At 38.9% G+C, this 14,555-nt stretch carries 14 protein-coding genes; 9 read left to right on the plus strand and 5 right to left on the minus strand.

Annotated elements, in window-relative coordinates; translation table 11 throughout:
• Positions 1–822 precede the first annotated feature (822 nt).
• The 3 genes from rsmA to lipB all read right to left on the minus strand — a co-directional run bounded on the left by rsmA (position 823) and on the right by lipB (position 2,902).
• The gene (gene rsmA / locus NLX65_RS03635) at positions 823–1,629 is read right to left on the minus strand and encodes a 16S rRNA (adenine(1518)-N(6)/adenine(1519)-N(6))-dimethyltransferase RsmA (RefSeq protein ID WP_260537270.1); all 807 of its coding nucleotides are present in this window, start codon (positions 1,627–1,629) and stop codon (positions 823–825) included.
• Positions 1,623–2,015, minus strand: coding sequence for a hypothetical protein (locus NLX65_RS03640; RefSeq protein ID WP_260537272.1), 393 nt, complete (start codon positions 2,013–2,015; stop codon positions 1,623–1,625). The genes rsmA and NLX65_RS03640 overlap by 7 nt, the downstream gene beginning before the upstream one ends.
• 179 nt (positions 2,016–2,194) lie before the next feature.
• A complete protein-coding gene (gene lipB / locus NLX65_RS03645; protein WP_260537274.1) occupies positions 2,195–2,902 on the minus strand; it encodes a lipoyl(octanoyl) transferase LipB in 708 nt (235 codons plus the stop codon).
• Between the two features lie 369 nt (positions 2,903–3,271).
• On the opposite strand from lipB, the gene NLX65_RS03650 reads away from it, so the two are divergent.
• The 9 genes from NLX65_RS03650 (at position 3,272) to htpG (ending at position 13,372) form a co-directional block, all read left to right on the plus strand.
• The gene (locus NLX65_RS03650) at positions 3,272–3,490 is read left to right on the plus strand and encodes a hypothetical protein (RefSeq protein ID WP_260537277.1); all 219 of its coding nucleotides are present in this window, start codon (positions 3,272–3,274) and stop codon (positions 3,488–3,490) included.
• The gene (locus NLX65_RS03655) at positions 3,490–3,753 is read left to right on the plus strand and encodes a hypothetical protein (RefSeq protein ID WP_260537281.1); all 264 of its coding nucleotides are present in this window, start codon (positions 3,490–3,492) and stop codon (positions 3,751–3,753) included. Before NLX65_RS03650 ends, NLX65_RS03655 begins: the two co-directional genes overlap by 1 nt.
• Complete coding sequence (locus NLX65_RS03660) at positions 3,731–4,654, plus strand: ankyrin repeat domain-containing protein (RefSeq protein ID WP_260537284.1); 924 nt, start codon at positions 3,731–3,733, stop codon at positions 4,652–4,654. The genes NLX65_RS03655 and NLX65_RS03660 overlap by 23 nt, the downstream gene beginning before the upstream one ends.
• A 1,073-nt stretch (positions 4,655–5,727) precedes the next feature.
• Complete coding sequence (ndk, locus tag NLX65_RS03665) at positions 5,728–6,165, plus strand: nucleoside-diphosphate kinase (protein WP_260537287.1); 438 nt, start codon at positions 5,728–5,730, stop codon at positions 6,163–6,165.
• Positions 6,166–6,439: 274 nt separating this feature from the next.
• Positions 6,440–8,302 (plus strand): tRNA uridine-5-carboxymethylaminomethyl(34) synthesis enzyme MnmG, encoded by a 1,863-nt coding sequence (gene mnmG, locus NLX65_RS03670; protein WP_260537290.1) that lies wholly within the window; start codon positions 6,440–6,442, stop codon positions 8,300–8,302.
• A 539-nt stretch (positions 8,303–8,841) separates the two neighbouring features.
• Positions 8,842–9,609 carry a ParA family protein gene (locus NLX65_RS03675; protein WP_260537292.1) on the plus strand — a complete coding sequence of 256 codons (768 nt, stop codon included), beginning with the start codon at positions 8,842–8,844 and terminating at the stop codon, positions 9,607–9,609.
• 127 nt (positions 9,610–9,736) lie between these two features.
• Positions 9,737–10,630: a ParB/RepB/Spo0J family partition protein gene (locus NLX65_RS03680; protein WP_260537295.1), complete on the plus strand. Its 894-nt coding sequence runs from the start codon at positions 9,737–9,739 to the stop codon at positions 10,628–10,630.
• A 3-nt stretch (positions 10,631–10,633) separates the two neighbouring features.
• Entirely contained in the window at positions 10,634–11,278 is a 645-nt protein-coding gene (locus NLX65_RS03685) for a DUF5683 domain-containing protein (protein WP_260537298.1), read from the plus strand.
• A 282-nt stretch (positions 11,279–11,560) separates the two neighbouring features.
• Positions 11,561–13,372 (plus strand): molecular chaperone HtpG, encoded by a 1,812-nt coding sequence (gene htpG / locus NLX65_RS03690; RefSeq protein ID WP_260537301.1) that lies wholly within the window; start codon positions 11,561–11,563, stop codon positions 13,370–13,372.
• A gap of 692 nt (positions 13,373–14,064) precedes the next feature.
• Here htpG and NLX65_RS03695 read toward each other — a convergent pair.
• Together NLX65_RS03695 and NLX65_RS03700 are read right to left on the minus strand one after the other, a co-directional pair.
• A complete protein-coding gene (locus NLX65_RS03695; protein ID WP_260537303.1) occupies positions 14,065–14,259 on the minus strand; it encodes a hypothetical protein in 195 nt (64 codons plus the stop codon).
• Positions 14,256–14,441: a hypothetical protein gene (locus NLX65_RS03700; RefSeq protein ID WP_260537306.1), complete on the minus strand. Its 186-nt coding sequence runs from the start codon at positions 14,439–14,441 to the stop codon at positions 14,256–14,258. The genes NLX65_RS03695 and NLX65_RS03700 overlap by 4 nt, the downstream gene beginning before the upstream one ends.
• Positions 14,442–14,555: the final 114 nt, after the last annotated feature.

Genomic DNA, 14,555 nt, shown 5'->3' on the forward strand with positions numbered 1-14,555 from the left:
CAATTCTGACATAAGTTTCTCTCGTAATCTTGCTTAACTCTGTTTGAAGGGATTTGCTATAAGGTTTAAGATTACCTGCTTTTATCTCTTGCTTCCATCCTAGAGGGTGCCAGACTCTAAAACGTGAGCTTATACATTATCCCTCATGTTTGGGGAAGAGGAAATTTAACCCTCACGCTTTCGTGACTTCGGATCGCACTAACGTTGACGCTAGTGGCTATACCCTAACCAATAACTGCTTAAGGAGTAGATGGATGGCTTTATACATCTTATGTAGTCAATTATGCATTAGTTAAAATTAAAGTCGGATGGCAAATGGGTGTGCAAAGTGTACATGATAGGTACCCCAAGCATAGTACCTTTGCTATTTAAGCAATTTTTATCATCTGTACAAATCATTTTGGTTGGTCTTAAAAAGATGATCTGTACCTAATTACATAACCTAATGGTGCTTACCTAGTAGCGTCAACTTAAGGGGTCAATTTTATTGACTGTCAAATAAAATATTATTTTTAATGGGCGTTTGCGTCCATGCCGTCGATTTAAAGCACTTATGGCCGCCTATAAAAAAACTTAGCGTTTCAGTAAACTTGTAGTCTTTAGACGAACGGTTGTTTAGCGGATCAGAAGAACAACTTGTTTGAGTCCGTGCAGCGGGTGCGTTCTGTTTTTCTCGCTGTACAACGATTAGTTTCATTACTTTTGCTGTGCGCCCACTTTTTATTGGTGGCAATAAGGTAGTATAAACGATGGCGTATACTAACAATCCATGGGCTACTCTGTGCTAGAATAGATTTCCCTTAAGCCTCCGCTGTTGATTAATCAGTGGCGCCTAACGTTCAAATGCCCTTTGGTAGTCAATGCATTGGTGAGTGTGACAAATTCAGTGACACTTAGTTCCTCTGCACGTTTATCCAACAGATCCGTATGTCCTATGTCAGCAATATTGAAAGCACGCAAAGCATTTTGTAACTTTTTCCGACGTTGTTGGAAACCACTTTTGACTATTTGAAAAAATAGCAGCTCATTGCAGGGCAGTTTTTGTACATTGTTGCGATGCATGGTCACAACCGCAGAGTCTACCCTAGGGGGTGGTAGAAACAGGTGGGGAGGCACTGTAAAGTGGTAGGTTATGGTATAGAATGCTTGTAAAAACACACTAAGCATGCCGTACACTTTACCACCTGGTGGAGCAGTTATCCGTTGTGCTACTTCCTTTTGGACCATTCCTACTACTTCCTTTACCACATGGCGGTTATCTAAAATTTTAAAGAAGATTTGGGAAGAAATATTATAGGGAAAGTTACCAATAATCGTTAATCGTTCCCCTTGAAACTGTTCTGTTAGGGATAGCTTTAAAAAATCTGCCTCTATGATTCTCTCACTTAAATCAGCATATTTCTTTTTTAGGTAGGGTATAAGGTCACGATCTACCTCTACGAGGTATAACCGAGCAATAGGCTTAGTCCGCAACCTGTCTGTTAAGCTACCGCTACCGGGCCCCACTTCCACTACCGTTCCTATAAGACTTTCATCTGTTAATAGATTGGCGATTTGATTCGACACCACAACATCTTTTAAAAAATGTTGGCCCAATGATTTTTTAATCTTTGTAGGTACGGTTAACATACTTCACTTAAAAAAGAAGAAGAATTGATTAGCTCTTGAATTTGTTTATGTAAGGCATGTTGGTCCGCATCTTGCGATTTTTTTAGCAAAAACTTCAGTAACCAATGATATTTTTCCAATAGCGTTTTGTATTTCCGCTCAAGCTGAAACAATTCTGCACGAGGATCGTCTGGAAGCGGGCTATCGGACTTCATCTCAGGGAAATGTGCCGAAAAATTATAGTGTAGCACCGCCCCTAAGGTCAATATAAAGTCATAGCTTACATTTTTATCCTTAAATCTATTGTAGAGCGTATTTCTACTTACATCCATTTTTGAAGCTAATATTGAAAGAGAGATACCGCTTCTTCTCACTACGTTTTCAATAATTTCCCCTCTATGTTGCATCTGGTATTATCAAATTAGTCAGTAGGCAAAGAACCTGTTGATCAGCTTCCTTCCATCCATGTATGATGGAGCTTTGAATGTTTCAATATTCAAAAAAGCATCCTGTGATGTCAAATCAGTACTATAAGTACAATATAAATATTTGCTACATTTTTTTAAATGAAAATTTAATACAAAATTTATACAAAATTTAACTTATTTAAAATATTTTGCTCTAAAATGTCTGAAACAGCCATTACAGAAATAGCTTGGTTTAATTCCTGTTGCATAGATGTGACTGCTTTGGCTATACCGCAGGGTATAATGTTACCAAAAGGCGCCAGATCATTGTTTACGTTTAGTGCCAGTCCATGCATGGTGACCCATCTACTTACCTTAATGCCAATGGCGCAAATCTTCCGGTCGCACCGTTTTGTTGTTTGATCTGCTGGTAACCATACACCGGTTAGTCCCGGGAACCGGGTGGATGGAATATTAAAATAGGCTAACGTTTCTATAACCGCTGTTTCAAGCAAGCGCAGGTAACGGTGTATATCTGTAAAAAACAACTCCAAATCAATAATAGGATAGACCACTAACTGGCCTGGTCCATGATAGGTAATCGCTCCGCCTCTGTTTACATGATATAAGGCAATTGATTCTGCTTGTAAGGTAGCAGGATCGACCAATAGGTGGTCCATACCCCCCCCTCTACCCAGCGTGTATACAGGGGGATGTTGACAAAAAAGCAAGTAGCTAGCAGGTGAAGGTTGCGTAGCTTGTTGCGCCGTCAAACGCCCACATTTTCGGTCTATAATGGCATTATAATAGGCCTCTTGAACCGCCAATGCTGCCTTATAATCTATTAATCCCAACTGTTTTACAGCTATCTCCCTATTTTGTACCATTGCTTCGCACTTATAATTTAAGACACTTTTTGGTTTGATCAAACCAAAAAGTGTCTTAAATATAGGCTATTTTTTATTACTTAGCTGATTTTTCGGTGCTATTCAAGTTGTTAAATAGTAGTATTTATGCCCCCTGAGCAGTTAGGCATACATGCATATTGCCACAATCAACTAAAAAATTTGTATTTGTTGTCATTTATTAGTAAATTTCTTGTTTATACATTTTTCAACTTTCTTTAACTTTGACCACTATGATTACTTTTCCTTTTATTCAAAGGGTATTGTGTTTCTACTATCTCTATTTGAGATTAGTGGCATTGGGCATCTTTTTGTGTTATACTACCGCTTGTAGTACTATAAAGTTATAGTATGGACTCTGGTAGTCAGGAATCGGAGAAGATCAGTACAAAGCCCGTTATTACCTCTTCTGTAGCTGCTCTGCTTTCTATTTTGCTTAATTCTTGCCTCAGTTTTGATGACCTAAAAGATTTGCGAAATTTGCTCATAAAAGCAAATTATATAAGCTCAGAGGATGAAAATTATTTTGAAATTTTCAAGTGGGGGGTGAAAACAACTATCCAGCTGTAGTGCAAGCTGTTCTAAAACACTATGCATCAGATGTGTGCGCGGGTGATAGGGATGGTTATCTCAAAAAAGTCATGCATCTAGTAGTTGACAAGTGCAAAGATAAACCAGCTCAGTGTAACGAAGTGAAAATGGTTGAAGTGTTATTGGATAGTGAAATTATTCCAGTAAATGAATTAGATGAAAACGATCTTACGCTATTGCGTAAGGCAGGTCTCTTTGTGCCCCATCTTTTGCCTACGCTTGCTAAACCATTCAAGGGTTGATCCAAATGTAAAAGATAACCATGGTAGGCCTGCTCTTTACTATGTAATTCTTCACTCTATTCGGCGGTCTATTGAGCTGGATACTAAGGAGGTGTGCTTGTTTCTGGATAACCCTAAAGTAGAGGTAGATCTTTCGGAATATCTTCCGTTAACTTTACAATCCGGAGAAAAAGGCCTAAGGATGGCTTTGTGCTTACTAGAGCACTCAGCAAGCCATCGATTCAATGTAGATGAATTAACTTTTGACTCCGCTTTGCGGGAGTTAATTTATATGCATGGTGATCAGTATGGTAAGTGTGCAGATTTTAACACATGCATGTCAAAATTGATAGAAAAAGGGGCTGATATAAACGGAGAAGCAGATTGTAAGGACGAGTTTCCGATTCTGCATATAATAGCTGAAGGGCAAGGAAGATCCGTTACAATGGATGCCATACCTTCAGGGCTTTTGAATCACATAATTGATATGGGTGCTAAGCTGAATTGCACAAGTCTTCAAGGGTTTACTCCTCTTCATGTTGCGGTATCTGCTTCTAATTATGAGGCTATCAATATTTTACTAGGGAATAAAGATACGGATCTATATGTAAAGAATGAATATGGCCATAGCATTTTTGATTGTGGATTAGGTCGTTTAAAATTGGAATATAATACTCCGACCGATGATTTATCTATTGATACGGCATTAGCGATCGTTAAAGCATTCCTCACAACTGAGCGGTTTAAGCTAGAAAAAAAGCAAGATATTCGTGATGTCTTCGATACTCCTGTGCAGCTTGAGAATAAAAAAGATCCTATTAAGTATAAGTTAGGTCGTATTAAACGGTTATATAGGATTCCTAAGGATATAAGTAAATCATTGGATCCAGATCTTCTTCCTTCACGGCTCCCATATTATTGATATATTCTAGGGTGCTAGTTGATACTTCATCTGACAAACCTATAAGTCACCTTTCAGTCTACTTAGTGACTGCAGTGATTGCACCTAACATATGACAGGGGAGGTAAATGCCAATGATGCTATTTCTGTATGTGCTCAGCGCGATGGTTTTTAGCGTCAAAAAAACCGCCCCGGTAAGATGGCACTTTCAGCGGCTTTTTACCGAGGGCTTGATTTTTTGTCCACTTTTTTATCAAGAAAAAGTGGGATAAAATTCATTATTAACCAATGAAGAGAATATATACTTTTGTTTGATAATCAATATAAATATTCCTTAGGTTGATGTCATTAACCGCTCATGGTCGACCAATTCCTTTATTGGTGGCTGCAATAGGCATGGCCATAATTTATAGAAAGATGATGTATCATTTAATAATCAATAATATATCGATTTTAAGTTGACCCGAATTGTATGCACCGACATGTTGGATTAGATCTAAACCAAAATAATGATTGATAATAAATTCAATCTATCATTTCGTTTAAGTAGAAAATAGTTGCACAAACTTTCTTAGGCAAGCTTTTTAAAATTGGCATTCGAATTTCTTTTTTGCTATACAAATCCCTAGACATCATACAACTACGCCATCTACCTAATCCTTGGCTAAGGGCTAAAAAGTATTATATTTGTAACATACCTCGATGAAACGGTATGTTTGTTAACAACTTAACCTATTCACAGGGATAGGCTTGACCTTGTACAGACAGATCTTTTTTAGTATGTATTCAGCGCGATGGTTTTTTTTGCGTCAAAAAAAACGCCCCTGTAAAAAGTCGCGGTATGGAAAGTGGCATTTTACAGATGATTAGGAAACCCCGTTTCCTTTAAAGTCCCCAAAGGGGGCGCTTTCTGTTTTTCCATCTGTAAGATGGCACTTTCAGCGACTTTTTACCGAGGGCTTGATTTTTTGTTCACTTTTTTATCAAGAAAAAAGTGGGATAAAATTCATTATTAACCAGTAATGTGAACAGATTTTAATTATAAAAAACTGATAGATATATCCGTTATGTATTATATTCATTAAATAAAAAAGATGCAAGGAAGATACACATTTTCAATGATTAAGCCTGATGCAGTTCGTGCCAATCATATTGGTGCTATACTATCCATGATAGAAAAAACAGGGTTTTCTATACATGCAATGTCTATGCTTCAGTTAACCCCAGCCGCTGCTGAGCACTTTTATGCCGTGCATGCGCATCGCCCTTTTTATAAAGACTTATGTAGCTTCATAGCCTCTGGTCCTGTAGTGGCTATGGTCTTGGAAAAAGAGCATGCCGTAGCAGATCTGCGTAAACTAATGGGCGCTACCAATCCAGCGGAAGCTGCGGATGGTACCATTAGAAAGGCCTTTGCGACTTCTATTGATTATAATGCTATTCATGGCTCAGATTCAGATGAAACAGCTGAATCTGAAATTGCGTTTTTCTTTCCTGGTCGTGATTTACTGATGAGCGCTCCGATCCTGTAACGGTTGTGGCCTAATCGCCACCCGCTTTATTAGATAGCTACGCCAATCCATTTTGGTCCAGGAGCCTAACTTTTGAACCGTCCATTTTATTTGTTTTGCCATGGGATGGAGTGGAAATAGGCTGCTTTATTGTTGCATCAATGATACCGATCCCATGCAGTTACAATAGATTTTCCGCTTAGGGTCGGTTAGCTAAATGGATACCCGTTGGATGCTAGGTCTTTTTTTTATCTCATTATGGTGGGTATGTTTCACGTGAAACATTTTTAAAATTATGTTACTTACATGCGATATTGTTGTGGTGGGTGGTGGTCATGCGGGTTGTGAAGCGGCTACGGCGGCTGCTAAATTAGGTGCTAAGGTTTTGTTGATTACCATGAACTTGCAGACGATTGGCCAAATGTCTTGTAATCCAGCTATGGGGGGCATTGCCAAGGGGCAGCTTGTTCGAGAGGTCGATGCTTTAGGGGGCTTTTCTGGTATTATAGCAGATCAATCGGCCATCCAGTTTAGGATGTTAAATACCTCAAAGGGGCCGGCCATGTGGAGCCCTCGTACTCAAAATGATCGAGGGTTATTTTCGGCGTGTTGGCGAAGTGCCCTTGAGTCACTACCCAATCTGGATTTTTGGCAAGATAGGGTAGTGTCATTGCTGATCAAGGAGGGAAGGGTGAGGGGTGTGCAAACCGCCTTGGGTATTACGGTCGAAAGTCGGGCGGTTATTTTAACCAATGGGACCTTTTTAAATGGTCTGATTCATATTGGTGCCAAAAAAATGACCGGGGGGCGCTCTGGAGAAAGGGCGGCTACGGGTATTACGGAGCAGCTTCAAAAATTGGGTTTTGAAACAGGAAGGATGAAGACAGGGACTTCTCCTCGTTTGGATGGCAGAACACTAGATTATACTAAAATGGAAATACAGCCAGGTGATCCTCTGCCAGGCCGTTTTTCATTTCTAAGTGGAGCGAAGCTTACAAAGCAAAAAAGCTGTTATATTACCTATACCAATCCAGCTGTACACAACCTTATTAAGGATAATTTGGCCGACATTCCCATCTATAATGGCCAGGTGCAAGGGGTAGGTCCTCGTTATTGCCCTTCTATAGAAGATAAGGTATATAGATTTGCAGATAAAGAACGCCATCAAATTTTTGTGGAGCCAGAGGGTTGGCAGACCATTCAAGTCTATGTAAATGGGCTGTCGACTTCGTTGCCAGAAGCCATCCAGTTAAAGATGCTAAGGGCTATAGCTGGTTTTGAGAAGGCAAAAATGATCTGCCCTGGTTATGCGATCGAATATGATTATTTTCCTCCTACGCAGTTGTGCTATACACTAGAAACCCAATTGATTCAAAATCTTTACTTTGCAGGCCAGATCAATGGCACTACAGGCTATGAAGAAGCGGCCTGTCAAGGGCTCATGGCAGGGATTAATGCGTATAGGAAGATCACTGAACAGAGTCCAGTGGTATTCAAAAGGTCTGAGGCTTATATTGGTGTTTTAATAGATGATTTAGTGGGAAAAGGTACGGAAGAGCCCTATCGCATGTTTACTTCACGGGCTGAGTTTCGTATCTTACTCAGGCAAGATAATGCAGATCTACGTTTAACAGAACGAGGGTATGCGATAGGATTGGTGGATGATGAGCGGCTGCAAAGGGTATGCAAAAAGAAAGAAGCCCTTACAGCTGTATTCCATTTTTTGAAACAATGGAAGATACAGCCAGCCCAGATGAACCCCACTTTAGAAGCAATAGGTGCAAGCTTAATAGAAGAAACACAATCTGCTTATACACTGTTAAAAAGACCCGAAATTGATTTTAATGATCTGCTTGCATTAGACAAGCAGCAAGCCAATGTCCTATCTGTGTATGAACAAGAGGTGTTGCAGCAGGTGAGCATCCAGGTTAAGTATGAGCGTTATTTTCTAAAAGAAAAGGAGCTTGTAGAGAAGATGGAGCGATTAGAAGATTACCGTATTCCAAATGATTTTGATTATACCAATCTAAAGGCACTCTCTGCAGAAGCATTAGAAAAGTTGCGCAATCAAAGACCTGCTACGTTAGGCCAAGCGTCTCGGATTAGTGGTGTGCGTCCAGCTGATGTTTCTATTTTAATGGTTTATTTAGGACGATAAACTGGTATACTATTCAGCGGTATAGCCACGCTACCCCAAAACAAGAAGTAAACATGCCTTGCAAAGTTGTGAGAAGGTAGGGGATGGATCGCAAAACAACTGGAAGGGCTAAGGGGATAGTTTCCTATTTCCCCCGCTGTACTTTCAGTAATGTTTTACAAAGAGATGTTTTTATGCTGAATAGCTGCTCTTATACAATTGAACCAAATGGCTAGCCATTTGGAAAATAATATGTCTTATAAGGGTTAAAAAGTAAGAGGCAATACTTAGTAAGCGACTTTTTGATATATTTTTATTTTTTTATAGATTGGAGGATTAGTATATTATATAATATGGTAATCATAAGGTAATGAAATCCGTTTGTGATTTGCCTGTTGTTTTCTTGGGTTCTTTTTGTAGTATTTAGTTTTATTTTTTTTTACTTGATTTTTATTTTTTTTAGCTACTACATTGCCTTGGTTTATGGGGGGAAATAGAAAATGAGGATTTGGGGGTAAGTCTAAAATTTGTAAAATTTATGCGAATAAATCGCAGTGTTTATGGGAAAAATCGTAGCGATTGTAAATCAGAAAGGTGGCGTTGGCAAAACTACTACTGCTATCAACCTGGCAGCAAGTCTTGCTATTCTAGAAAAGAAAACCCTTCTTATTGATATTGACCCGCAGGCAAATGCAACTTCTGGCGTAGGCATTAAGCCAGAGGAAGTGGAACGCAGCATCTACGAATGCATTGTAGAGGCTGTAGACCCCACACTATTGATTCAACCAACCAGTGTGCCTCATCTGGATCTTTTGCCTTCTCATATCAACTTAGTGGGTGCAGAAGTGGAGATGGTTAACTTTAAGAATAGAGAAGGGCGTATTAGAGAAACGCTAAAGGTCATAACACCCACTTACGACTACATTATAGTAGACTGTGCGCCCTCTTTAGGCTTAATCACTATTAATGCACTTACCGCTGCGGATTCTTTAATAATACCGGTTCAGTGTGAATACTTTGCCTTAGAAGGGCTAGGCAAGCTGTTAAATACAACTAAAATTATCCAATCTCGTTTGAATCCTAACTTGGAAATAGAGGGTATATTGATGACGATGTATGATGCGCGACTTCGTTTGGCGAATCAAATTGTAGCAGAGGTTAGGAAGCATTTTCAAAGCATGGTTTTTGAAACCATTATTCCAAGAAATATTAAGTTAAGTGAAGCACCAAGTTTTGGTATGCCGGCCATTATTTATGATGCGGATAGTAAAGGAGCGGTGAGTTACCTTAGCCTTGCTGAAGAAATTACTAGTGGCGTTAAGAAATAATATGCTGCTTTGGCGTTCATGTTTGAGCGGCACGTGCAACCCCATAGCGTACAGATCTCGGCTTTACGCACCCGGTCAACGTGTACATGCTAGCGTTTACAAGAAGTTTGATATAAATTATTCAGTTATGCAGCCTACAAAAGGAAATCGAGTGCTAGGTAGAGGGTTAAGCGCCCTGTTGCAGGGAGCACATACAGAAGCCTCTGTTGATCCTGCTGAGCGTTTTTTTAAAATGATTAAAATTGTATCCATTGCCATTAATCCTTGCCAACCTCGTCAAGACTTTAACCAAGAAACATTAAATGAGTTAAGCGAGTCTATCAAATTACATGGCATTATACAACCCCTTACTGTGCGTAAACTAGACAGCAACACTTATCAGTTAATAGCTGGAGAACGGCGCCTACGTGCTGCTAAATTGGCTGGTTTAGAGGAGGTGCCAACTTATATACGTACCACTGATGATCTACATATGTTAGAGGTGGCACTTATTGAAAATATCCAACGTGAGTCGTTAAATGCGGTTGAAATTGCACTGAGTTACCACCGTTTGTTGACAGACTGTAAACTAACACAAGAAGCATTAGCAGAACGGGTTGGAAAAGATAGAACAACGGTTAATAATTACCTTCGATTGCTTAAACTGCCTCCTGATATTCAAATTGCGCTTCGAGATCAAAAAATTTCTATGGGCCATGCCAGGGCCTTGATTAATCTTCAGACCCCAGAAATACAGTTAAGCGTATTGAAAAAGATCCTAACAGATGCCCTTTCTGTGCGGGAAGTGGAAAAAATAGTCCAAGACCTGTTTGCTACTGGCCATTTGAAAAAAATAACTAAAACACACCTGCCTCCTTCTTTTAAGGCAAAGCTAAAAAATACCACTACGCAATTAACCCAACAATTTAATACAAAAGTAATTATAAAAGCAGATGCACAAAAGCAAGGAGAAATTAAGATTTTATTTGATTCTGAGGAAGAGTTAGGGAGAATTCTGGCCATCATTTCGAATATAAAGTAAGCTATGAAGGTGCGTTATAGTTTTTATTTCATGGTGGTCATAGGGGTACATTTCCCCTGCCTTGCGCAAGCCATTGCGTTACCAGATCAGCTAGGATTGCCCGGTTTGGTCAACAGCGTGCCTCGGTGGCTATATGCTGCACAACACAGAGACAATGGTCTATCGCCTGACCAGGCAGGTGCAGCAGCCTTATTGTCTAAAACTATGCCTGTAGAGGCTATGATACAGCGTACTTGGCTGGCCTCTATGGTAGTGCCTGGACTTGGACAAGTGTATAATAAAGATTACTGGAAGGTGCCTTGCCTTTATGTGGGTTTTGCTTTGGTTGGTGCTAGAATCTATTCAGAGCATCAAGAAATGAACGATCATAAGCGTACATTGCTTATGACTGGTAAGGATAAACCGAATCCTGCATTCACCGAAAAACGTATTAAGGAATGTGAGCGTACACGTAATCTATTTATTATCATTGCCAGTGCTTGGTATTTATTGAATGTATTGGACGCTTATGCAGGAGGACATGACACAACAGTTAATTTTATAGATGATATTGGAACCACATCACCTTCAAAACCCGCTGTTGTCCTGCAACCAACTGTTGCGTCTTCGATAGCGAAGCGTGCAGTCTATAACCGCTCATGTAAATAAAATATATATTTTAACGTAGGGGTGCAAAAAGCAGTGGGTGGATACGATAAATGGACTGTCATAAAGGTAGGGTAATGGATGTATTGGCATGGTTTTTGTGGTGCTGTTTATCGTAATGATAGCATGAGATATAAGCTTTTTTCCGAGGGCTTGATTTTTGGTTACTTTCTTAATCAAGAAAAAAGTAAAAATAAAATTGCCTTACGAACCAGTGTCGTGAATAGGCACGTCTAATAGGGGTAATTATAGCATCAATAGACTTAACCTAAATATATATTAGTCATGAATGAAAAAGGAACCATATCCGTACATACGGAACATATTTTCCCGATTATTAAAAAATTTCTTTATTCCGATCAGGACATTTTTTTAAGAGAATTAGTGGCCAATGGAGTCGATGCGGTTCAAAAGCTAAAGAAACTAGCTGCTATGGGCCTCTATGAAGGCGCCACAGATACATTACAGGTAGAGGTGTTGCTGGACGCATCAGCCAAGACACTAACGATTAAAGACCATGGATTGGGTATGACGGCTGATGAAATCAAACAATATATCAACCAAATTGCTTTTTCTGGTGCTGCTGCATTTGTAGAAAAATACAAAGAACAAGTAGATCAACATCAACTCATTGGCTTTTTTGGGTTGGGTTTTTATTCTGCTTTTATGGTGGCTAAAAAAGTTGAAATTATTACGAAATCTTATCAACCCGCTGCTCAAGCAGCCCATTGGAGTTGTGATGGCACTACGCATTTCGAAATACATCCTACTGAAAAAAACGAGGTAGGCACAGAGGTTATTTTGCACCTTGCCGAAGAGGCTGAAGAATTTTTGAAACCAGAGCGTATTCATGCCATTTTAGATAAGCATTGTCGCTTTTTACCGGTAGAAATCGTATTTGATAAAAAGGTCATCAATAACACCATGCCACTATGGGTCAAACGGCCGGCAGATTTACAACCAGAAGACTACCTTAAATTTTATAAAGAGCTTTATCCTTTTGCAGAGGATCCACTGTTTTGGATTCATCTAAGTATTGACTATCCATTTACATTAACAGGCGTACTCTATTTCCCTAAAGCGGCCAATTACTTTGAGCAAAAAGAGACCATTCAACTCTATGCAAGGCAGGTGTTTATTACCAATGATGTAAAAGAAGTGATTCCAGACTTTTTACGTTTGTTACATGGTATTATTGATTCACCGGATATACCACTTAATGTATCTAGAAGCGCTTTACAAGCAGATAGTAATGTAAAAAAAATCAACACCTATATTGCTAAAAAGGTAGCAGAAAAGCTAGAAACACTGTTCGAGCAAGATCGTAAAGCGTACGAAGCCAAATGGAATGATATTGCGCTTTTTATAAAGTATGGGATGATAACCGATCCTAAGTTTGATGAACGGGTCAGGGACATTGTACTTTTACAAAACACAGCTGGTCACTATTATACCATAGCTGAATACAAAGATACAACCGCTAAAAATCAAACTGATAAACATGGTAATTTGATTGTACTCTATACCACAGATCCTAAAAAACAGGCTATCTATTTACAGGCAGCAGAACAAAAAGGATATGATGTCTTGGTGTTGAATAGCCAGATTGATACGAACTTTATTAATTTTGCTGAATATAAATTGGATAAGGTTAAATTCAAAGGCATTGATACCGATACCATTGGTAATTTAATTGAAAAAGAAGAAGCAATTACACATATCCTTACAGAAGAGGAAAGAGAAAGATTAAAATCTATTTACGAAACCATGATTGGCGCTGAGCAAACTACTTGGAATGTAGCGGCTATGCTACCAGAAGAGTTACCTGTAGCCTTTGTCACTTCTGAGCATTTAAAGCGTATGGCACAATTTGCACAAGGCAATGAGGCCAAACAACAAGCTTTCCGCTCTATGCATGTAGCCATTAACGGGAATCATCCTTTCGCAAAGAAAATCCTTGCTACTACTGATCAAGCGGTACAAAAACTATTGGTAGAACAGGCGTATCACTTGGCCCTACTGGCACAAGGTCTTTTGGAAGGTGAGCCGTTGGCTGCATTTATAAAACGTTATACAGATGGCTTATTAGATGCATAATGCGCTAATGAGTAGGGGTTTGTTCAATCCATAGCGTCAACTTCAGGAGTATATTTTATTGACTGACCAATAAAATATGATTTTAGTTGTCGTTTGCTTCAATCTATCTGTTCAGCGCGATGGTTTTTTTGTCCACTTTTTTATCAAGAAAAAAGTGGGATAAAGTTCATCATTAACCAGTAATGTGAACAGATACAGAATAGATTACGCTTAAGGTGACGTTGTTTTTTGAACATATACTTTTTAATTTCGATAAAAAGTGATAAATTTACTACGGCAAGCCGGTACGGCTAGCTCCTACTTAATCCCCCCAGGCCTGGAAGGGAACAAGGGTATAGTGGTTGTAGCAGCGCGATATTCGGCTTGCTTTTTTATTATTCATTTAGATAAAATAGACTTTAGCCTGGTTTCAGCATGGGAGTACGCCATTGGCTAAACGGGCATTATTTTTTGTATCTATTCAAGTCACTGGTTTTTTGCGCTAAAAGAAAAACGAACTTGTACAAAGTAGCGGTGTAGCAAGTGGCATCATACAGATGATTAGGAAAAACAGTTTCCTTTGAAGCCCCCCACAGGGGGCGATTACTGTTTTTATATACGAACCCGTGTCGTGCTTAGACACTATTTTTTAATAGACTCAATACATAGTTTATTAGGATAAATGTAGAGTTTTTAGCAAGATGACCCTTCTTTCACAAGGCGCTATCATTGGAAGTAGGCATATCCAGATGGATCACATAATTAACGCCTTCTTTACTTATTTCATACCCATCTTTGTTACACCAAATGGAAAGTAGTTTGCTACTTTCTTCTAAATCTTCTATTATAGGATTTGTAATTTCAAATAATTGCTCTGATTTATGTTTTACCTTATCATTGAACATCATATGGTACACCACTTTTTTTTAGGACATACGCCTATTTCAAGCATGCCGTCATGGACAGTATCCCCTATTTCCAAACGTGCAAATGCTGATTTACCTTTAGGTGTATTAAAAAAGTAATCTTCATGATCGTTTGCACAAAGCAATAATTTTACACCCTTCAGGTCATGATATGTAGTAGTCAAGATTTAATCTGACAGGCAGTAAAAATTTAAGTATTAAAGTTGTCCGTTAAGTTAAATGTGTCAGTTAGGTTGTTAAGATAAGCGATTTGATTATTTTTTTCAAAGACTAATTTT

It is taken from the genome of Candidatus Cardinium sp. TP (genome assembly GCF_025215055.1).
Lineage (GTDB): Bacteria > Bacteroidota > Bacteroidia > Cytophagales > Amoebophilaceae > Cardinium.